The sequence below is a fragment of the Pseudomonas sp. FG36 genome (genome assembly GCF_057809275.1).
In genome coordinates this window covers 56212-77555 of the sequence record NZ_JBMDJQ010000001.1, presented here as the reverse complement: position 1 = coordinate 77555, position 21344 = coordinate 56212, and the positions used below count along the sequence as shown (strand labels likewise).

The 21344-nt window shown below is 57.3% G+C and carries 21 protein-coding genes; 14 read left to right on the top strand and 7 right to left on the bottom strand.

Annotated features, from left to right (window positions below):
• The first annotated feature begins 117 nt into the window (after nt 1-117).
• Genes ACODS9_RS00385 through ACODS9_RS00375 form a run of 3 tightly spaced genes read left to right on the top strand, consistent with a single transcriptional unit; the run spans nt 118 to nt 2433 of the window.
• Nucleotides 118-870 carry an ABC transporter permease gene (locus ACODS9_RS00385; RefSeq protein WP_489092976.1) on the top strand — a complete coding sequence of 251 codons (753 nt, stop codon included), beginning with the start codon at nt 118-120 and terminating at the stop codon, nt 868-870.
• A 10-nt stretch (nt 871-880) separates the two neighbouring features.
• Nucleotides 881-1636: an ABC transporter permease gene (locus ACODS9_RS00380; RefSeq protein ID WP_401105128.1), complete on the top strand. Its 756-nt coding sequence runs from the start codon at nt 881-883 to the stop codon at nt 1634-1636.
• Between the two features lie 11 nt (nt 1637-1647).
• Nucleotides 1648-2433 carry an ABC transporter ATP-binding protein gene (locus tag ACODS9_RS00375; RefSeq protein WP_401105126.1) on the top strand — a complete coding sequence of 262 codons (786 nt, stop codon included), beginning with the start codon at nt 1648-1650 and terminating at the stop codon, nt 2431-2433.
• Nucleotides 2434-2548: 115 nt separating this feature from the next.
• Here ACODS9_RS00375 and solA read toward each other — a convergent pair whose 3' ends face one another.
• From solA to ACODS9_RS00350, 5 genes are all read right to left on the bottom strand, one after another.
• A complete protein-coding gene (solA, locus tag ACODS9_RS00370) occupies nt 2549-3697 on the bottom strand; it encodes an N-methyl-L-tryptophan oxidase (RefSeq protein ID WP_401105124.1) in 1149 nt (382 codons plus the stop codon).
• Entirely contained in the window at nt 3690-4604 is a 915-nt protein-coding gene (locus tag ACODS9_RS00365) for an EamA family transporter (protein ID WP_401105122.1), read from the bottom strand. Before ACODS9_RS00365 ends, solA begins: the two co-directional genes overlap by 8 nt.
• Nucleotides 4605-4609: 5 nt before the next feature.
• Nucleotides 4610-5449 (bottom strand): methyltransferase, encoded by an 840-nt coding sequence (locus ACODS9_RS00360; RefSeq protein WP_401105120.1) that lies wholly within the window; start codon nt 5447-5449, stop codon nt 4610-4612.
• A gap of 15 nt (nt 5450-5464) precedes the next feature.
• Nucleotides 5465-6259, bottom strand: a complete 795-nt coding sequence (locus tag ACODS9_RS00355) for a pyrroline-5-carboxylate reductase family protein (protein ID WP_401105118.1) — start codon at nt 6257-6259, stop codon at nt 5465-5467.
• A gap of 594 nt (nt 6260-6853) precedes the next feature.
• Nucleotides 6854-7804 carry a LysR family transcriptional regulator gene (locus tag ACODS9_RS00350; protein WP_401105116.1) on the bottom strand — a complete coding sequence of 317 codons (951 nt, stop codon included), beginning with the start codon at nt 7802-7804 and terminating at the stop codon, nt 6854-6856.
• 752 nt (nt 7805-8556) lie between these two features.
• Between ACODS9_RS00350 and ACODS9_RS00345 the strand changes: the two genes are divergently transcribed.
• The 11 genes from ACODS9_RS00345 to dapF all read left to right on the top strand — a co-directional run bounded on the left by ACODS9_RS00345 (nt 8557) and on the right by dapF (nt 20103).
• Complete coding sequence (locus ACODS9_RS00345; protein WP_401105114.1) at nt 8557-9972, top strand: coproporphyrinogen-III oxidase family protein; 1416 nt, start codon at nt 8557-8559, stop codon at nt 9970-9972.
• A 26-nt stretch (nt 9973-9998) separates the two neighbouring features.
• The gene (locus ACODS9_RS00340) at nt 9999-10238 is read left to right on the top strand and encodes an acyl carrier protein (RefSeq protein WP_401105112.1); all 240 of its coding nucleotides are present in this window, start codon (nt 9999-10001) and stop codon (nt 10236-10238) included.
• A 12-nt stretch (nt 10239-10250) separates the two neighbouring features.
• Complete coding sequence (locus ACODS9_RS00335; RefSeq protein ID WP_401105110.1) at nt 10251-11186, top strand: chlorinating enzyme; 936 nt, start codon at nt 10251-10253, stop codon at nt 11184-11186.
• 58 nt (nt 11187-11244) lie between these two features.
• On the top strand, nt 11245-12396 hold the full coding sequence (locus tag ACODS9_RS00330) for a Rid family hydrolase (protein WP_489092975.1): 1152 nt from the start codon (nt 11245-11247) through the stop codon (nt 12394-12396).
• Between the two features lie 5 nt (nt 12397-12401).
• Nucleotides 12402-13742 carry a hypothetical protein gene (locus ACODS9_RS00325; protein ID WP_401105106.1) on the top strand — a complete coding sequence of 447 codons (1341 nt, stop codon included), beginning with the start codon at nt 12402-12404 and terminating at the stop codon, nt 13740-13742.
• Nucleotides 13743-13762: 20 nt separating this feature from the next.
• Complete coding sequence (locus ACODS9_RS00320) at nt 13763-14971, top strand: aminotransferase class I/II-fold pyridoxal phosphate-dependent enzyme (RefSeq protein WP_489092974.1); 1209 nt, start codon at nt 13763-13765, stop codon at nt 14969-14971.
• A complete protein-coding gene (locus tag ACODS9_RS00315; RefSeq protein WP_401105102.1) occupies nt 14968-15885 on the top strand; it encodes a beta-ketoacyl-[acyl-carrier-protein] synthase family protein in 918 nt (305 codons plus the stop codon). The genes ACODS9_RS00320 and ACODS9_RS00315 overlap by 4 nt, the downstream gene beginning before the upstream one ends.
• Complete coding sequence (locus tag ACODS9_RS00310; RefSeq protein WP_489092973.1) at nt 15882-17435, top strand: amino acid adenylation domain-containing protein; 1554 nt, start codon at nt 15882-15884, stop codon at nt 17433-17435. Before ACODS9_RS00315 ends, ACODS9_RS00310 begins: the two co-directional genes overlap by 4 nt.
• Nucleotides 17432-17677, top strand: a complete 246-nt coding sequence (locus tag ACODS9_RS00305) for an acyl carrier protein (protein WP_401105098.1) — start codon at nt 17432-17434, stop codon at nt 17675-17677. Before ACODS9_RS00310 ends, ACODS9_RS00305 begins: the two co-directional genes overlap by 4 nt.
• A gap of 329 nt (nt 17678-18006) precedes the next feature.
• Entirely contained in the window at nt 18007-19221 is a 1215-nt protein-coding gene (locus ACODS9_RS00300; protein ID WP_489092972.1) for an MFS transporter, read from the top strand.
• A 75-nt stretch (nt 19222-19296) separates the two neighbouring features.
• Complete coding sequence (gene dapF / locus ACODS9_RS00295; protein WP_401105094.1) at nt 19297-20103, top strand: diaminopimelate epimerase; 807 nt, start codon at nt 19297-19299, stop codon at nt 20101-20103.
• 165 nt (nt 20104-20268) lie between these two features.
• Here dapF and ACODS9_RS00290 read toward each other — a convergent pair whose 3' ends face one another.
• Entirely contained in the window at nt 20269-20823 is a 555-nt protein-coding gene (locus ACODS9_RS00290; RefSeq protein WP_489092971.1) for a hypothetical protein, read from the bottom strand.
• Nucleotides 20820-21344, bottom strand: coding sequence for a hypothetical protein (locus ACODS9_RS00285; protein ID WP_401105091.1), 525 nt, complete (start codon nt 21342-21344; stop codon nt 20820-20822). The genes ACODS9_RS00290 and ACODS9_RS00285 overlap by 4 nt, the downstream gene beginning before the upstream one ends.

The window sequence follows — 21344 nt, the reverse complement described above, 5'->3', positions numbered from 1 at the left end:
ACACCGCGCTGCTTCCCCAGCACCATCCCCCTCCCTGCAGCCCTGTAATCCAGGGCCTGCGCCGCCTGGCACAGCTCTTGCGATAAGCCGTTACCCCCTGCTCTCCCAAGGCCAGCCATGCGCGTACTCTCGTCCCTTACCTGGTTCATCTCACCCCTGGCCCTGCTCACCCTCTGGGCCGTGGTGGCCAATGCCGGACTGTTTCCGGCCAACCTGCTGATCTCGCCGCTGGACGTGTGGCGCAGCCTCACCGACCTGCTGGCCAGCGGCGAGCTGCAGGAGCACCTGGCCGGCAGCCTGTCGCGGCTGGCCCTGGGCTTTACCGGTGGCGCACTGGCCGGCCTGGCCTTTGGCGCGACACTGGCGCTGTCGAAAACCGTGGAGGCTTACTGCGCCCCTCTGTTCCATACCCTGCGCCAGGTGCCGAGCATCGCGCTGATCCCGATGTTCGTGCTGCTGTTCGGCGTCGACGAAACCTTCAAGGTGGTCATCGTCGCCAAGACCGCGTTCTTCCCGGTGGCGCTGGCAACCTGCGAAGGCATCCGCGCGATCCCGCGCAGTCATTTCGAAATGGCAGCGGTGTACCGCCTGCGCTGGCCCACGCTGGTAGGCCGGATTGCCCTGCCCGCCGCGGTCCCGGCCATTGTCACCGGTATCCGCGTGGCCCTCACCCGTGCCTGGGTGGTGCTGGTGGCCTGCGAACTGCTGGCGGCCGACAGCGGCCTGGGGCAGATGATCGAGATGGGCCGGCAGATGCTGCGCATCGATGTAGTGATGGTCGGCGTGGTGCTGACCGGGCTGATCGGTTTCTGCCTGGATTTCACCCTGCGCCGTGTGCAGCGGCGCCTGTCTGCCTGGCAAAGCCGCTGAGGAGGATGCGATGAAACTGCAGAGTGTGCGTGGCCTGGTGTTACCGCTATTGCTGCTCGGTGCCTGGGAATATGCCTCGCGCCAGGGCGCGACTGGCGCCTATGCCTTCGTACCGCTGGCGCAGGTAGGTAGCGCACTGGCCGAACTGCTGGCCAGCGGCGAGTTGCTGGTCAACCTGTGGGCGAGCCTGTTGCGCACCTGCAGCGGCCTTGCCATCGGCATCGTCGGCGGTGTCGGCCTGGGGGCGCTGATGGCCCTGTCCGTGCCGGCCAACCGCTTGATCGCGCCGCTGTTCCATGCCCTGCGCCAGGTGCCGATGCTGGGCTGGATCCCGCTGATTGCCCTGTGGCTGGGTAACGGTGAAGGCGCCAAGCTGCTGATCGTCAGCCTGGCGGCGTTGTACCCGATGGTGCTGAACACCTTTGAAAGCCTGCGCCAGGTCGCCGGCCCGCACCGTGAGGCCGCGCGAGTATTGATGCTCGGCCGTTGGCAGCAACTGTGGCTGATCCTGCTGCCGGCGGCATTGCCAGGCATTGCCGCCGGCGTCTTGCAAGCCCTGGCCTTCGCCTGGGTTACCTCGGTGGGCAGCGAGTTGTTCCTGTCCGCCGGGGCTGGCCTTGGCAGCCTGATGATGAACGCCGAGGCCGCGGCGCGCATGGAGATCATCGTGGTCTGCGTGCTGTGTATCGGCCTGTGCGGCTACCTGATGTCCTGGCTGTGTTCCCTGCTTACCCGCCGCCTGCTGCGCTGGCAGCCCACCCGTTGAAAGGCCCGATCATGAACGCTATCGCCCATGCCTTACCCACCAGCGTCAGCCCTGGCGCCCTGACCATCCGCGGCCTGAGCAAGGCCTACCCGCTCAAGGGCAAGCCAGTGCCGGTACTTGAAGACATCGACCTGGACATCCGCCCCGGCGAGTTCGTCAGCATTCTCGGCGCCAGCGGCTGCGGCAAGTCGACCTTGCTGCGACTGATCGTCGGCCTTGATCAGGATTACCAGGGGCAGATCCTGCTGGACCAGCAGGCGGTGCGCGGGCCGGGCCTTGAGCGCGGCATCGTGTTCCAGGACCACCGCCTGTTCCCGTGGATGACCCTGCAGCAGAACATTGCCCTGGCCTTGAAGAACCATCGGTTACCGGTGGCTGAAAAGAGCCGGCTGGTGGCCGAGCACATCGAACTGGTGGGCCTGGGCGGTTACGAGCAGGCCTACCCGCACCAGCTGTCTGGCGGCATGGCCCAGCGCGCGGCGATTGCCCGGGCACTGGTGAACAAACCCAAGGTGCTGTTGCTGGACGAACCGCTCGGCGCACTGGATGCCTTGACCCGGGTGCGTTTGCAACAGGAGCTGCAACGCATCTGGGTGCAGGAGCGCTGCACCGTGATCATGGTGACCCATGACGTCGAAGAGGCGCTGTACCTGGGTGACCGGGTGATCGTGATGGATGCGCGGCCTGGCAGGATAAAGGAAGACATCAGCATCTCCCTGCCCCATCCACGCCGACGAGACAGCGCACGCCTGCACGATCTCAAACAGCGTCTGTTGCAAGAATTGGCCGGCGCTTGAGCTCAGCGTTACGCATCATGCCGAATAGTCTGCTGGCACTGGCGGCATGTAGTTTTCGCCTTGGACCCTGCTGATGCGCTGCACTCCAGCCCTGGCCTCATACGAAAGCCTACGGCTAGTGGACAAATCGCTCCCGACTGAAGGCCGGAACTTGTACTTCCAACGACTGGCCTGCTACTGCTCGGGCAAGACAACTGCCCAATGCGGGTGCAAACTTGAAGCCATGCCCAGAACAGGCCGAGGCATAGAACACACCTGGAAGCTCCTTTGATTCGCCTAGTATGAATGCTTCGTCCGGTGTCAGGGTGTATACGCACTTGCGGGACGCATAAGGATGAGCGATGAGATCGGGAAAGATGCGATCCACGCACGCTGATATTTCAGCGATCTGCACGTCGCTAACCGGCTCCAATTGTGTGCTCAAGTCCAGTGCTGATTGCTGATGATTGTGGAACCCAATCTTGATGCCCGGCTCGGCATTGTCGATTTGCGGCGTGCCATACAGCAGGCGACCATCCTCGAGCTCATAGAGAAACGCTGGGAAATTCGAAAATCGGTGTTCAGCGCCCGGTTTGAATGCACACCAGTAAATCGGCACGCTGCGAGGCTGTAACAGCCCGGCAAGGTCGGGAATCAGAGCGTCTGCCAAACCGGCTCCAGTCGCCAACACCAGCTTTTGCGTGTGCACCTGTTGGCCATCGACCAGGCGCAGTACGAGTCCGCCCGATACAAGGGTAATTTCCTGAACGGGGCTGCCGAAGCGAATTTCTGCGCCATGAGCCACAGCCTGGTTCAGCATTTGCAGCCGAGCATCATCCGCAGCGATGGTAAATGCGCCTTCCTCAAACACCGCCTCCATGTGCTCATCGGCACGAAAGACTGGAAACCTGGCCTCAACCTCAGCTGCGCTCAGACACTGATGAGCAATGCTGCCGGCCTTCGCGGTCGCCACGCTGCCTGAAACCACACCTGAGCGAATCGGTCCGATGAACAGCCCTCCACTGTGGTGCAACAAAGATCGGTGGCAACTCGCTTGCAGCTCACGCCAGCCGAGGTCTGCTTCTGCCAGCAACGGCAGGTAGTCGGAACCCTCCCAGTAAGCCTGACGAAAAATCCGCGAGCCACCGTAGGAACTGCCATGCAGATTGATTGGCGCTCTGGCCTCAAGCCCTAGGACACCTGGCTGCTGCTGAGCCAGGCGCCATAACGTGGCGCTACCCACAACTCCCAGGCCGACGACCACAGCACTATAGGTTTTAAGCATCTTCAACAACTCCTTTTGCCTTGATGAAAACGGTATTGAGCAACGGCTCGAGTATTACCAGCAGCATGGCAAAGGCGATAAACGCAAACGCCAGTAATGCGCCATGGGAAGGCATCTGGTCATAGAAGATCAGCGCAACGAAGAATTGAGTCAGCGGTAGCACGAACTGCATCAACCCCATGATGCTCAGGGGCAGACGCCGAGCTGCGAACGAAAAGAGGGCCAGCGGCAACAGCGATACTGCACCGCAAAGTAGCAGCAGCCCCTTGTCACCAGTGTCCAACGCTCCGATACCTGCCAGCGGGGTGCTCATCCATATGATGAGCGGCACCAGCAATATCCCCAGCACAAGCGATTCGAGAAACAGTCCCGACCACGGCGGCAGACAGGCCAGCTTCTTGAGCCAGGTGTAACCGCCCCAAGTCATCCCGATAACCAAGAACACCCGACTATCTAGTCCACCCGTTTCGAAAAGCAGGTAGACAACGCTGCCTATTACCAGTGCTAATGACAATCCACGTGGCAGGGACATTCGTTCACGATACAGCAGCAAGCCCAGCGAGATCCCCAGAACCGGCGCGATCAGATACCCCAGGCCGCTTTCCAGCACGTGCCCATGGATTGAAGCCCATATGAACGTCCCCCAGTTAGCGGCAACCAGCAGCGCCGCCCCTCCGTGCAGGAGAATGTCGCGTCGCGTCAAGCCGCACAGCAGAGGTACGAACTCTTTACGCGCAGCAAGTAACAGCGTGACACAGAGCAATGACATCAACACCCTACAGCCGAGCAACGTCAACGCCGGTAAGGTAGCGAGAGCCTTCCAGTAAAGGGACGACAGCCCAAGCAAACAGTTCGATGCCAGCGCAGCAGACAATCCCGCAGCCGCAGCAAAGGGTTTTCCGGCCATGGTGGTCACTCGCCTATTGGCGTGAAAGAGAACTCAATGATCTCGTAGGACCAGAACAATATGCCGGAGTCGTCAAATCGGCAATGTGCCCGACCCTGGCCGGTCCAACGTTCGATTTCTTCATGCAACATGCCTTGGAGAGCACGCCATTGCTCCGTGTACAGGACAAGGGGGATCTCGTGACGCTCCAGCAATGACCAGTCGATCTTGAAACGCTCCCCATGGGTGCCATAGAGGTCACGCATGACACCGGCAATGTCGACCAACGAATTGAGGCCGATGAGCAGCTTGCCTCCAGGCTTGAGGTAGGCCGGCACCCTTTCGAAAAATCTGCGTAAGGTCTGTTCGCCGTAGAACATGGCCTCTAATGACAGACCTTGCGCAGCCTCAACGGACTGTAGTGCCGCGAGGAACGCATCCGAGGGTGTCTGCCACCCTGGTGGGTTGAATAGGATCACATCGAATCCGCTGTCTGCGGTGGGGACAGCGTCGAACAGATCACCGTGCACGAACTCAATACATGATTCGCCCAGGTTAACCAGTTCATTTGCCCGAGCCGCCTGCACAGCCTCTAGAGAAATATCGCTGGCAGTGATGTTGCGCATGCCTAACTGACGCAGCAGCAAGGCATGCACGCCACTCCCGGTCCCCAGATCGAGAAAACGGGCATCCCTGTCGCGCCCGCCAAAACGCCTCGCGATCAATGCCCCGAACGCTTCTCCTGCGGGACTCACTCTAAACACCTTGGGGTCGTCGATCAGCGTAATCCGCTGGCCCATGCCGAAATACAGGTTATAGGCTGCAATGTCTGAATGGACGCTCCCCGGAGCGGTCAGAATAGTCATGTTTCATCCTCCTGATCATTCACCCAATTGCGCGGAGCGCCTGGCTGCAGCATCAAGCGCAGCATTCACCAGTTCTTTGAAGCCTGCTGCGTCCAAGGCACCGATAGCGCGTTCGGTGGTGCCACCGACAGTTTGCACTTCGCGGCAAATCTGGCTGGATGGTTTACCGCTCGCTCGGATCAACTCGGCAGTGCCGGCAAGCAACTGCAGGGCAACGACCGCTGCCTCCTCCTGTTCCAACCCCGTGCGAAGCCCGTAATCCTGTAGTGCATCGGCGAAGTGAGCGACCAATGCCGGTCCACCGCCAGCCAAGGCAGTCCCCGTGTCGATCTGCCATTCCTCTCTGACCCTCAGGGATATTCCGATAACGTCGAAGATCTGCCGCGCGCTGTCGATCAGGTCCGAGCTGGCGTGCGCAGGTGCGTAGTACATCGTGACCCCCTGGGCTACTTCTGAAGGGGTATTGGGGATAGCTCGCACAACCGAGTCATGGCCCAGCAGGCGTACTAGCGTCGCATGGGTGATACCCGCCATCACCGAAATCACCGGACCTTGATGACGGGAAAGCATCGGATTGCCAGCAAGTGCACTTTCAAACTGTTGAGGAGGGACGGCCAGCACCACGCAATCGTGTGGCGCCAGTGTTTGAATCTGCGTAGTAGTATCAAACCCTTGTTCTCGCCAATAGCGCACACGCTGTGTATCTACTTCAACAACATGCAAGTTTGCAGTGCTTTTCAAGAACCCCTTCAAACCACGAAGGATTGCCCCGCCCATGTGACCGGCACCAACCATGTAGATGCTTTTCATGAAAATCCCTTTATGAAATCAACGAAAGACAACACAGCGCTACAACGGGCGCAAAAATTGGATCCAACGCGATCCGCCACTGAACATAATCGGTATTCAAAAACCCTGTCAACGCATATCAGATGCGAATAGAGCAACTATTATCTGATATCACCAAGCCGCAAACCCAACGATAGACTCGCTCAGACCTGGCGACTACCGCATTGAGCTGCTGTCACCGCCTGCGCGCGCCCTATGACGAAATATCAAACCGTCAAGAAATCGAAAGAATGAGCAACCACCCAACATTGAGCAACCATCATGTCGCACCCAATATCTACACAGTCAAAATTGTCGCTATTGACGCAAAAGAAGCATGCATCATGCATACAAATAGCATGCAGCCTTGTATAGCTACCCGATTGGACAAGAAACATGCCTGCGCGACATTCATGCGGCGCTACAAACAGACGGGGGCGCCGGCTCGCTCGGAATACTCATATTTGCAACCCGCAAAGGCGGTGGTAATTGCGGCACTACCGTTAAGCGTAAACAGCCAGACCCGAATAACTAAGCGCCTCACAGTCGTCCGGGCCACGCACCAAATAAACAGCCTTAAGCGGATGCTCTCACATTACCCGGAGTTGTCTCGCGACGTCCGGATTGGTATTGCATCGATAACGCGTGTGAAGTGCTACGTATGCATTCGACGAGGTGGTCGACGATTAGGGATGCGCCACGCTGCAGCGGTCGGACCAAGCTGACACTGAAGGGGACCGAGACCGTGAGGCGCCTGATGACCAGGCCCTGGCTAGCGTAAATGTTGGCTACTAATGGGTTGATGATCGATACACCAATACCGCTCAGCACCATTTGGCAGATGGTGACGGCATTGTCGACTTCGATGATGTTGTTGCGCGAAACACCCAACTGGGCAAACACACTATCGAGATGGTGCCGGTAAGGATCATTCGGTGCCAAGTGAATGAAGGGATAGTGGCTGAGTTGCAGTGGGTCTATTTGCGGAAACACGGACAACGGATGACCGGGTGGCAGGACACATACTTCATCCACATCCGTGAGGTGTTCAGTCGTGGTTCCCAAGGGCGCGCTCACCCCCTCGATCAAGCCGATATCGTAAGCTTGGCTGGATATCAACGGTTCGATATCGGGCGAGTCGTGAGTCGTGACACTCAGGTTGATATCCGGATAACGCTCGATGAATCTAGCAAGGCTGGTCGGCAAAATGGTTTGTGACAGCACGGGCAGGCTGACGATACTGATTTTCTCTCGCAGCCCGAGTTTGATGCTTTGCGCCGCAGCGCTTACCCGAGCCAGACCGTCATACGCTTTCAAAATTTCGGAGTGAAGGGCCATACCCTCAGCCGTGGGTTTTAGGCGTCCTTTGTAGCGCTCGAACAGGCGCATGCCGATGCTGCTTTCGAAATTTGAAAGCTCTCGACTTATCGTTGGCTGGGACGTTTCAAGTATCTGGGCGGCACCGGTGACAGTCCCGGTGATCATGATGGCCTTAAAGATCTCTATATGTCGAAATTTTAGGTGCATATTCACTCCTTGAATAACGCGAGCATACTGTTTTCGAAGTTTTTTCTTGTGCGGCCCATCGCCCTCGTGCTCACCCCATCTTACTCAAAACCCTCCCCCTGTGCGTTTTAAACCTAACGGCTGATCGTGCGGTCCTTGTGCCGGAAAGGCACTAGCCAAGCCTTCGAACTCATGTGCGGAGCCCTGCCAGCCGCTGCGGCTGAACACGTCAATCTGCTAAAAAACCTTCTGCCATGCTGATAGGCAGATTTTTCGACAGGCTTACGCCGCAAGCCAGGCTTGTTGCCAATCTCAGCCCCTGTGCCTGAAAAACCTGCCCCCACCGCTCACCATGAGGGGAGAAAAGCCCGTCAATCGTAAAGCCTGTTCGTCGCGCAGTCACTTTTCGTACACAACGTGACGCAGGGGGGGGTAAAGCATAACCCCCCACAACACCAACTTTAGAGTTCAGTTAAATGACCGTAAATACTGACGGAATATTTGCATGAATTCGTGACACCAAACAACATGCAAACCCAATAACTCGAACTACGAAGCACAAATATTACCCAAACCTTACTTGGCATGCACACATATAAAAACAGCATTAATTCGACACCCCGGATATCAGCTTTTTAATGAACAATACGTTTCTGATATAGATTGACAGCCATTCCACTAATCATTGAGCATCACTGCCGACGGCACTTTTTGCCGACCATACCCAGGGACCTTGGGTTGAAATAATTCACGATGGAGGTCGCGTGCACGCCATGGCTGACAATTCGAATTTCAATGATGTTCTGGATGCGGCGATGACGCGAATGAACCATTGTTATCAACAAGTGCCGACACACTTCTGGGCAGATCGCACGGCCTTCACACACCGCTTCGACAACTTGCGCCAGATGGCAGGTCGCAGCGTCTCTCCACCGTTGACGCCTGCGCAAGCGCAACAGGCCGTGGTCCATGAGCTATCCACTGCTACACGCACGGCACTGTACCTAGGCGTACCCTGGTGTATTCAAACCTGTTCATTCTGCGACCTCGCTTACTCGCGCAGCCCGCGAGCAGAGGAGAAACGCGAGTACATCGAGGTCATCCTCAAGGAACTGGATACCTACAATGCTGCGGGGCTCGCCTCGACGCCTGCAGGGAGTATCTACTTCGGCGGTGGTACCCCCTCGATACTCGACAACGACCTGCTCGCAGCCTTCGTCGATGGCACCTTGCAACGCAGCCACCTGGCAGACAACGCGGTGATCACACTGGAAGCAAGCCCGGCGACGTTGACGGACTCGAAACTGAAGTTGCTCTCCTCTCGGGTCAATCGCATGAGTCTGGGGGTGCAATCCACCGACACTGCGTTGAGACAACGTGAAGGGCGGATCCTGCCACGGGAAAAGCTCCTGGCCCGTGTGGCTACCACGCAGGAGTACTTCGACCTGGTCAATACCGATGTTCTGTATGGTATGCCTGGTCAATCACTCGAGTCGGTGTTCCTCACCCTGAAGGACCTGGTGAATCTGGGTGTACCCTCCATCACCTTCTATCGCAACGAACTGTTTCCTGGCACCAAGAGTTTCCAGTTGGCTCGCCAGCAACCCTGGGCAACGGTCTCCGAATACAAAGCCAGAGAAATGTATTTCCTTGGCAAGACCTACCTCGAATCGTGCGGCTACCACGAAAGTCCATTGGGCTGGTTTGTTAAACAAAAGAAAACAGAAGCCATCACGTCATGGGAAACGATGATTGAGCGCTGGAGTACGGTCGTCCCCTACTTTGGCTTGGGCATGGGTGCCTTTTCCACTGCCGCCAATTATTGGGTGCAGAATAATGAGTCGCTCAGTGGTTGGATGGAGCGGGTACGCGGTGGTCGGTTGCCATTGGCCAGTGGTTCGCTGTTTGATGATAAAGAACGGTTCATGGTCACGCTAATGCGTTATATCCGCGTATTCAGTCGGGTGAAACGTGATTACTTGCTGACGCAGAGTGGAAATACCCGCTTTGCCGTTGAACGCCTGATCCATACCTGGTTAGAAATGGGCCTGGCCACACACGAAGATGAGTGGCTGGTATTCACCGAAGCGGGTTGCTCACTCATCCATTGGCTGATTGATGATTTGGTCCATGCGTTCGTCGACGGCGCAGTCAATAGTGAAATAAAAATCGCTGCGCTAAATATCTGAAAGTATCACAGGGAGTGATTTATCCAATGACAATCATTGATGCAATCGAAAGGATACTGGCTGACTGGGTCGATACGTCGACATTCGACCGCAATGACGACTTGTTCGACCAGGGCATCAATTCTTTGCAGATGGCGATTCTTATTGATGAACTCAATAAGCGCTTCAACCTCTCCGCCAGCCTCGATGTCCTCGTCGAAGGGGCTTCAATGGCTGCCCTGGCTTCAACGTTGAGCCGGAAACTTTCTTCTCAGCACATCGGTTAAGGAGCAACCGTCATGACTAACGAACTGCATGAACCACTCAGTGACGAACAAGTGGCGTTCTTTCAGAAAGAGGGCTATCTCGGCCCCTTTCCGGCTTACTCCGAGCGCGAGATCGACGACATTTGGCGACGGGCTCGCCTGAAAACCTTCGATCACTCCAAATCGGTTTTCGGCAAAGCCGAGAACACCAAGGACCCGATATCCAGCTACGACCGTCACCTGGACATAGATGAACTTGCGGACCATGTCTGCCATCCGGCCATTATCTCCAAGCTACAACGACTGATTGGGCGTGATGTGGCCTGCTGGCGCTCCGAGTTTTTCCCCAAGTATCCGGGCGATGAAGGGACCGACTGGCACCAAGGCGATACGTTCGCAGGTCTCAACGGTGGCAAGGACGCGCTTCGGTGGCCCGAAGGCTCTCAGGAGGGGGGGACAGTCACCGTCTGGACGGCACTCTCGGATGTGACGTTGGACATGGGGCCAATGGGCATCATTCCCGGCACCCAGCACTCGCGGTTCTATGACGAATCCAAGGCAGCCTCTTACTCGCAAGACAAGCATGGACTGGTCAAGAACGGGGTGGCCCGCGGCTTCTACGGATACGACTACCGCGAATTGCAGGTTGATCCAAACTGGACGCCAGATGAATCGAAAGCCATTTACTTCACCATGAAGAAGGGTGAGTTCATCATTTTCTGGTCCACCCTCCTGCATGGTTCGCTGCCTCACCTGGGTGAAACGAGCACGCCGCGCCTGGGCTACGTATCTCGCTACGTGCCCACCTCCGTCAAGGTCTACCCGGATGCGGATACCCTCACCGAGTTCGGCAGAACGGTAACCCTTGAACACTACGGCACCGTCATCGCCGGTGGGGAAGATGCATTTGGCCACAACCGTGTGCGCTTATGCACCACTCGCGGAAAGCCATTCAATCGAGTTGCGTAATAGCGACACTTGCCACTCGGTTGCGCGCTCTATCCCGTTTGTGAAAGGAAGATCTTCGATGACCCTTAGCACTCCCTTCTGGGACAACGCCTTTGCATTGTCCTTTGCCGGCTCACGTCACAAGTTCCTCAGTGCCACTTGTACACCTGATACGTTCAGCGATTGCCTGCTCCGGTTGGTGACTTCATCCAGCAGCGAGCCGGCACCATTCGGTGTACTGCGCCTGGTGGTGGCAGTCAGCAACCAAGACCAGTTTCACGGCATTCTCGAGCAACTGGCGAAGGGTTTCCCGGCGCTGCTTTGCCGGGCGGAGGTCGTTGTTCAGCCGCCCTTCTCAGGGCAATTGCAGCTCAGCGCCTGGCTGGTGGATCATGCGGCCATTGCCGATGAGGCCTCCTCGAACAGCCCCCCTGCGGTACTGCAATGGCTGTTCTCGGCAAGCAACGAGCATGTGCCGAGCAATGCGCAAGTGGGCTCTGTGTTCAGTCGGCAGTTCTACGACGGTTTGACGTTTGAGCATGCCCAAGGGCATACGCCCGATGACCTGCTGCGCGCCTGGATTTACATCGGAAACATCACCCAGGGGCGACACGATGAGACACCCTATCAGCAGGTCAATGCGGCACGGCGGGACGCTTTCCAGGAGGTGGGGATTGGTACAGGAACGGTCGACTCTCCCTTCCCGGCAAGTACCGGGATAGGTACGCAAGGGCCTTCACTCACCCTTGGATTGCTCTCGTGCAGGACTCGCCCCGGGATGCGTCTCGTCGCCCTGGAGAATCGACGCCAGACCAGCGCGTTTCATTACCCGAAGGAGGAGAGCCTGATCGCGCCCCTGTTTTCACGCGCGGTGGCCATCCTTGGTGGTGCTCAAGCGATGGTGTTCGTATCTGGAACGGCCAGTATCGTCGGTGCAAAGAGCGTGCATCTCGGTGACATCGAGCAGCAAACGAGGCAGACAATTGAAAACATAGGCAACCTGCTATGCGCCAGGCTACTGTCGGATTACGACTGCTATCCAGCAGTATCCGGCCTTGAAAGTATTGTCAGCTACACGGTGTACATCAAAAACCGCAATGACTTTGCGCGGGTGCGCGCGGTATGCGCTTCACTGCTGCCGGACCGGGCAGTGGCGTCGTTCGTCGAGGCTGATGTCTGCCGAACCGAGTTGCTGGTGGAGATCGAAGCCATTGCCGTGATGCCGGAATAAGCATCATGCCGATTACTGACAGCGCTCACTTCGACGAAAGGCCCTTTCCCTCTGACTGGCATCTACCGGATGACTTGACCGGCCGTATCTTCATAGGTGGCCTCAGGGAAAACCGAGAATGTTACTACCTCATCGATTTTGCCCAGAAACTTATCAAAAGCTGCATCGTGCAGGTTGATAGTTACGTTTCGGCATTATCCGGATACATAGAAAAGCAACTGGTCCCCGACCAGTACCCGTACGCCTGCGGCTCCAGCAACGCCGTAGCGTATTGTTTCGTTCAACCGCATGAGGCGCTTGAACTTGAAGATGGTCGAGTTGTAGTTGGCATGCACAACTGCAGCTATGCCCGAGAAATCGAGTTTTCCCAGCGACATGTGGGCCATGTCTCTGAACAGGATGGATTCGTGCCACGCATGATGTCCGCGCAGAACTCGCTTGATCGCGACACAGGTGAATACCTGTACACGATGACCGATATGCAGCAGCGCTTGCGGGCCTATGGTGCGGGGCCGCAGGAACTGGATACCGAGTTATATGCGCTTGATACATGCTGGCAAAGCCCGCGCAAGCTGGCCTCACTGCACACGCTTGAGGCGTTGCACGAGGTCAAACAGAGCCCGGACCCGCGTTACCTGGTGCTGACCGAATTTTGCCTGGCTGCGAACGTTCGTCCTCCCTGCCCTGAAGGAGATCCCTTTGCCGACCCGATGCACTGGCAGGCGTATCAGGCTGGAGGCCTGCAGGCCAATCGGATCTACCTGGTGGACAAGTCGACCGGGCAGTCCCAGGCACAGCTCGTTGCTGCAGGCACCCCTGGGCATATCGAGTTCTCGCGGACGGACCCTTCACGCTTCTACTTGTCTTGCCACAACCTGTCCAAAGCACACGGCAAGTTGATATTGCACGGCCAGGCGACACTGATTGCGGGCACGATCCGGGAGGGTGTGCTCAACCTCGAAGACCAGTACCGGCCCAAGGGGCTGTATCGCCTGACATCCCACAAATTGTTCATCTACCAGGGCGAGCACTACATCGTGCTCAGTGCCTATCCCAATCGTTTTCATATTGTTCGGGAACGTACGCTGCAACGAACCAGGGACGAGCAACTCTTCGAGCACGAGTCCATCGCGCCGCAGGGGCTGCACTTCTGCACCTTGCTCGGTCACATGCCCCTATGGATAGAGACTTCCGATAATGGCCGCTACGTGTTGCTGGTTTCGAATGAGCTCATCTACGTCTACGACATGCGGCATCGCACCCTGCGTCATGTCCGCGGCTACAGCCATCACGGCGCATTCTCAGGTACTGCACACCTGAGCAACTTCAATGACGAGCACTATTGACCCTTCGATCGAGCGTGAACATGCAAGCGACAGTCTTCAATACCTTCTTTCGCGAGACCAAGCTGGCCCCCGACAGCGACGACTTCTTCAGTTGGGTCCGTACGCTCAAGGCATCGTCAACTGGACAACCTCTCCTCGACTTCGGCGTCGCGGATGCCTTCATGCCACCCGCTGACGAACTGTCCGAGGCGTTGAGTGCATTGGCCGCGCGTCGTGAGCTACATGGCTATGTCTATCATCATTCGGCTTACGAGGCGGCGTGCCTACGGCACGCAACCCAGGGTATGAGTTCGTCGTCTGCGCTGGCCGTTCTACCCACCAGTGGCGCAAAGTCCGCGCTCAATCTACTGTGCCTGGCCCTGATAGACGCGGGCGACGTTATTCTTGTCACTACGCCGGCATACCCTATTTTTTCGACCATGGCACAGCGCCTGGGCGCGACCGTGGTAGAACTGCCCCTGCTGGAGGAAAACGACTTCCTGCCGAATCTGCAGCAGTTGTCGGCAGAAGTACTCGCGCGTGCCAAGTTGCTGGTGGTGAACTACCCGAACAACCCGACTGGAAAAGTCGCAAGCCAAGCGGAATGTGATCGCCTGCTGGCTCTTTGCAAGTACCATGACATCCTGATGATCAACGACGCGGCCTATGCGGATTTGCTACCTGCTGATCAACCCTGTGGACGTTTCCTGTGTGCAGATGGCGCAGCAAGCCACTGCATCGAAGTGCACTCGCTCTCCAAGTCATTGCAGATTCCCGGCTGGCGACTTGGATTTATCCTTGCCGCCCCCGCGTTTATCCAGGCGCTTGGCAAGCTCAGTCTGTTGCACGAAAGTGGACAGCCGCGCATTTTACTGGATGCGGTTACCAGCGTCCTCGACGATCGCGCTTTCGCCGAACAGCTTTGCCAGTGCATAGCCAAGCGGCGCACCGTGCTGGTCGATATCCTCCAGGCAAATGGCCTGACGGTGTTCAATCCTGACGGCGCGTTCTTTGTCTACGCACAATGTCCCTCCGGTGTGATCAATGGCAGGACGTTCGACACGGCTTACGATTTCTCGCAATACCTGGCCAGTGAACTGGGGATCCTGACGATCCCCTACCAAGTGGCTGGACGCAGCCAGGTGCGCTTTTCCGTGGCCTTCGGTGGCGAAGCCGAAACAGTGTTCTCTCGCTTGCGACAACAATTATCCCAGGTGAAGTTCAGGCATTCCGGGAAGGTGTCGAGATGACAATCCATCTTCGCAATGTCGTCGGCGTGCTTGGCGAACAACAGTTTTCCTATCTCGAAGTCGAGGACTTCGACCGTAAGCGGCGAGAGTATGGCCTACCCGATGCCCCGGAAATAATGGGTTGGCACCGACTCAGTCGAACGCAGGGAGATGCCTTCGATCTGGCCCGGCGTGTTATCGAGCAAATGCTGGCCAAATCGGCGCCGCAGCAACGTATCGACCACCTGATTATTTGCAGCAGTCGATTTTCTCTCGGTTTCCTGCAAGGCAACGATCGCCTCGACACACTTTTACATGACTGCGGCCTCTGCCATGTGCCAGTGACCGGAATGACGCTCACCGGTTGCAACAGTCTGTTCAATGGCTTGCACCTGGCCGATGCCTTGATCACCGCAAGCAAGTGCGAAAACGTGTTGTTGGTCACGACTGATTCGTCCGTCAGTGAAGCACATCGTTTTGATCGGAATTGCATGTTCAGCGATGCGGCTGCCGGTGTGATCCTGAGCAGCACCGAAAGGTCATCACTGGCACTGATTGACACCGCCTGTAGCTTCGGTCGCGCTCGCGAGGCAGGCGCTTTCTTCCGTGGCGATCTCAATGCCTTGGACGCGCTGGTCACGCGTTTGCTGGGGCGTCATGGACTGCAGCGCTCAGATATCGCCAAGGTGGTTCTACCCAACTTCTACCTGCCGGTGGTCAACATGCTGCTGAACCGCCTCGGTTTTTCGGCACCCCAGCGCTTCTCAGGCAATGCCACACAGATGGCTCACTGCTTTGCAAGCGATTACCTGATGGCGCTCGCCGAACTCTCGCAGCAAGCGGTAGCCGCCGAAGAGCATTACCTGCTAATCGGATATGCGGACCTTCATCAGGGAATCGGACTCGTACGCAACACCGCAAGGAGTGCAGCATGAACGGAGCATTACCGACGATTACCAGTGGGCCTGCCTATCCAGTGGACTTCTCGCTGGTCGAACACATCGAAGCCATCATTCAGCGTTACCCATCGAACGTAGCGGCCTTCGACTCCGAGCAGCGCTTGACCTACAGCGACATCCGGGCCGCACTGCTCACCTTGCATGCTCGTCTCCATGAACTGGGCCTGCGCAGCGGTGATGTGGTAGCAGTGAATGCAACGGTGCAGTTGCGCTATCCCGTCCTGGTTCTGGGGTTGCTGCTTGCAGGCCTGGTCTACCTGCCAATTGCCGCTGCCCTGCCCCCCGAGCGCAAACGGTTGATCTGTGAACAGGCCCGGCCCGCCATAATCATCACGGATTCGACAATGCCTGATGAAACAATACGAACCTGCTCTCTCTCCACGCTCTTTTCAGGTAAACCTGCAGGAGCAGTCTTCGATCAGTACCCGGAACCTTCCCCCGAGGCCACCGCCTATGTGATCTTCACCTCAGGCTCGACCGGCGTGCCCAAGGGCGTAAGCATCACCCGTAAAGGTTTCCTGAATCGGCTGCAGTGGGCGCGCGATTACTACACGCTCGGTAGCGAAGATGTGACGGCCCTGAAAACCCAGGCATCGTTTGACCCATCGATACAGGAAGCCGTGCTTCCCTTTTTCTCCGCAGGTGCTGTGTTCGTGCCCGACCACACTCGCGTCAACTTCCCCAACTACCTGTCTGGATGCATCCGTGAGCACGGCGTGACCATGCTTATCATGGTGCCCAGCCATCTGCAGCATTTGCTCGCGAGCCCGGCAATCGAGTCTTGCCAACACCTGCGGCATATCGTCTGCTGCGGTGAGCCTTGGGGGATCGAGCTGATCAGTGCACTTCATGCCCGGTTGCCGGGTTGCCGGATCTACAACGGTTATGGGCCGACCGAGGCCACGATCGGAACCCTGGTGTTCAATCCGCCACGCGGATATGCCAGCGAGATCATCCCCATTGGCAAACCTATTGCGGGAACACATGTAGCGATCATTGACGACGATCTGCGCCCCGTGCAATCGGGTGAAGCGGGCGAGCTGATCATTGGTGGTATCTGCGTGGGCAATGGCTACCTGAACAATCCTCGACTGACTGAGCGGCAGTTCCGCACCTTGCCGGTTGAAGGCGCGGGCGAGGTGAGATTCTATTTCAGTGGCGATATGGTTCGTGCTTTGCCGAACGGCGACATCGTGTTCCTGGGACGCAAAGATAACCAGGTGAAGATCAACGGTGTCCGCATCGAGCTCGAAGAGGTCGAACTTGTCCTGCGCAACTGCCCCGGCGTAAGCGATGCCATCGTGGTCAAGCGAGAAGGTAAGGTGAGTGATGAGCTGCACGCTTTCCTCATCGCTCAAGCACCCTTGGACACAGAGGCGATTACAACCTTATGCGTCAGGCGGCTCGGCCAGGCGACGACACCTTCGCGGTTCTTCCAGGTCGACGCCTTTCCACTGAACCATAACGGCAAGGTTGACCGGCAAGCCTTGGCGGCAAAGCAGATGACTGAGAGGAGCCTGCCGTGAGCACATTGTCGATAAGCAGCACCCAGTTTGCCGAGCTGTTGAGCCGGCTGTTTCCAGATCTGCCTAGCCCGGTCGACCCTGAAATCACACTGCACGCACAAGGCGTCAACTCGATGGGCATGATTGTGTTGATTACACATCTCCAGGATGAGTTCGGCATCGTCTTCGACACTGCCGCCTTTGCCAAACTTCACGCCCTCACGCTGGAGTCACTCCAGCGTTTGTGCATCGATCGCCGCTAGTGTGGTGTTTTGCAAATACGACCAATAAATCGCGAGCGATTTTTGCGCTCAGGCAAGGCGTCGCGACGAGTCGTAGCCCAGCTACGGCGAGGAGCGACAACGCCGCATGAGCGCAAAAAGCGCCGCGAGTTATGGTCGTTATTTGTGAAACACCACACTAGGCTCTGTACGAAAAGTCTTGAGACGCAGGTCAGGCAAAGCGAAATCAGCCGAGGAAGCGCTGTGTACTGGATTACATGAGCCTTCCGAGCCCCGTTTCAACGCCGTATAGACGAGTGCAGATACATTTCGTACCGAGCCTAGGCTGTACCCATCCTCATTGGAGCCCGATGTCCTCCATGCATTCCTTTTCGCCGTTGCGGCCCTACCCGCCCCTGCCTACCCTCTTGCTGGGCTCTCTGCTGCACGACCTGGGCAAAGGTATAGCCAGTCCATTGATGGTCCTTTTTCTAACCAGCAGCTTTGCCCTGAACAGTTGGCAGGCAGGGGGGCTGCTCGGCCTTGCCATGCTGCTGGCAACGTTGTTGTCATTGCCGGCAGGACTGCTTTTTGACTGGTTTGATCGACGGCGCCTTGCCACTGCCGCATTGCTGCTCATGGCGTTGGCTGTGGCGCTGCTGCCCTTTGCCCAGATCATTCTGATCGTCAGCCTGCTGCTGGTGTTCATGGAGTTCGCCGCAGCACTGTTCAGCATCGGCTTGAAGGCACTGTTGGCCGATTTTGTGAAAGAGCAGCAACGCGTCCAGGCATTCTCCTATCGCTACATCCTGACCAATGTAGCATTTGCCATAGGCCCTATCCTTGGCGTACGGCTGGCGGAGGTTTCCCTGACATTGGCTCTTCTGGTGGCAGCGGGTGCCAGCTGTCTGGCGATGGTAATCATCATGTGCCTGAGCAAGGACCAGAACCTATCTTGCACTTCGCTGATAAGCGGACAGCTATCGTTGGCTGAGGTACCGAGGGCCTTGGGCAAAGACCGAAATCTGGTCCTCTATACCTTGGGTTCATTCTTCAACACTGTCGTTCACGGTCGCTTCACGTTCTTTCTGTCGCTGTTGCTGCTCTATAAGTATCCTGCCACCCAAGGCATGGAGATGCTGTCCTTGTTACTGTTGACCAACGCCGCTACGGTCATTCTTCTGCAACGCGTCGTCAGCCGTTACATTACCTTGGAAAGCTTGAACAGTCGGGTAGTGATGGGCGCCCTGCTGTTTTCCGCCGGCCTGCTCGGCTTTTCCGTCTCCGAGCAACTTTCAGCCTGGTGTGTGTCCATGTTGATTTTCACCCTCGGCGAGCTTCTGATTCAGCCAGCTGAGTATCTCTATATCGATTCGATCAGCCCGCCTCACCTCAAAGGCAGCTATTTTGCCGCACACAATCTGGCAAGCCTGGGGGCCGCTGTCAGTCCGGCCTGGTGTGGATTCATGCTTTCGCTGGCTGGCCCCAAAGGCCTGTGTTATTCATTGATCGTGTGTGTGCTGTTGGGCGGCAGCCTGTGTGCCATGCGACCTCGCCTGCTGCCAACCCACTTGGCATCGAGGTAAACTTCGATGCCCCAGTATTATCGTTGATAGCCGATTCTCAATTTCAATCCTCTGATAACCTTGGTGCCCTAGCTAATGCAGTTTTTCAAATACCATGCGGCTGGAAATGACTACCTTGTCTACCGGGACAGCGCACCGTTTGATTATTCAAGACAGGTGATTTCCCTCATTTGCGACCGACACCGTGGACTGGGCAGTGACGGCATTCTGGTACCGGTGATCAAAGAAGGTGAAATGTTGTCGGTACGGATTTACAACACTGACGGTTCGCAGGCGGAGAAAAGTGGCAATGGCCTGCGGATTCTCTGCCGCTATCTGTGGGACCAGGGCATCGTCGGGGATGTACCCTTTGATATTTCCACCAAAGGGGGCGTGGTGACCTGCCAGGTGCTCGACAAGGGCCAGCGGATTTCGATTGCCATGGGCCAGGCCACTTTTTCGGAAACGACGGAGTTCACCGTTGCCGTTGACGGCACACCACTTCGGTTGAATCCCGTTTCCATGGGAAACCCCCACTGCGTGGTATTCGTCAATCAACCAACCGAAACACTGGCACGACAGCTGGGGCCGCTTATCGAGCAGTTGTCGATCTTCCCCGACCGTACCAATGTTCAGTTCGTACGGGTCATTGATCAACACACGCTAGAAGTACAGATTTGGGAGCGGGGGGTAGGTTATACATTGTCCTCGGGCACAAGCAGCTGCGCTGCGGCAGCAGTTTCACGTCGGCTTGGCCTGGTCGGGTCGCAGGTGGAGGTGAAAATGGCAGGTGGCGTCATCATGATCGAGCTGGACAACCACTACAACGTATTGATGCAAGGCCCGGTGTGCAGAGTCGGTCTGTATTCGCTGGATAGCGAGTGCCTTGCCCAAGTGGCTTGAATACACGCTAGGCTTTGTTCGAAAAGTGCCTGCGCAACGATCATGCTGCGTTGAAAACAGGCTGGTGCGCCAGCCCAGTCGGAATGCTCATTTACCACACGTAAAGTCGAGCGCGACTGCGACCGTTCCTCGCCTGTTTTCACCTTGCCTTATCCTGCCCGCGACTTACCGTTGATCAACCAACCCAACCTGCCCCGCATCATCGACATGGGGAATCAGCGCACTGGCCTCCAGGTCGCGCATCAGTTCAGTCAGCATTTGCCGTTGGTTCTCGGTATTCGGCGGCGGCACATACCAGGCGCCCACACTCATGCCCTCACGCTTGTAGCTGAAGGTGCGCAGCAGCTCGCCATCCTTGTAGACCTTGCCGGTAAGGTTGTGCACATAGCTGTACGGCATCGGGAACGTCAGCAGCGTAAGGGCGTTGAGTACGACCAGAAAACCAGCCCCCTCCCCTGGCGGTTGGCTGATGACCAGGGCGTAACCCTTGCGCGGCAGTCCGTGGTCGACGAAAGAGAACGCGCCGGACGACCTGACCGCCTTGGTCAGGTCGTCGCGCTTCTGGACGTCGAAGCGGGTGTAGCCATCCGGCAGCACCAACAGGCTCATCGGCACGTAGGGCTTTTGCGCGTGATAGCCCAGCGGCTTCATCGACGGGTTGCAGCCGCCGAGCAATGCCAGCCCGGCCGTCATCAGCGTCGCCTTGACCAGGTTGTTCACCGCTGCGCCTCCAGCGGCTTGCTGGCCTGGTTGGCTGCCTGCATGTCACGGGCGAAGGCGCGGGCGACACGACGGATGTTTTCCTCGCGTTCAGGAACACCGAGGTCGAGCAGCCAGGCGTACTTGGCCATGTAGTTCTCATAGTGATAACGCTTCAGCACCTTGCCATCACGCATCACGGTGAAGTCGGCCTTGGTGTCCAGGTCACTCTGCAAGGGCAAGAGGAACAGAGTGGCGGCACTGAGGAACAGTAGAGGAAATGGCGCGACCTTGGGCTGGGCATCCAGCTTGACCATCACCTGGGTCTCCCCTTCGCCGGCGGCACCGTTCTCGACCTTGCTGAACACGCCGCTCTCGCGCAGGTAATTGCGCAGCTCGGTACCGTGTTCGAGCGAATCGACCATGACCGCGATCGGCGGCAGGTAATCCTGGCCTGCCTCGATGCGTGGTTCGGGCAAGGTCTGGGTACCTGCGCAGCCGGCCAGCAGCAAGCTGGCGCTGAGGAACAGAGTCTTTTTCAT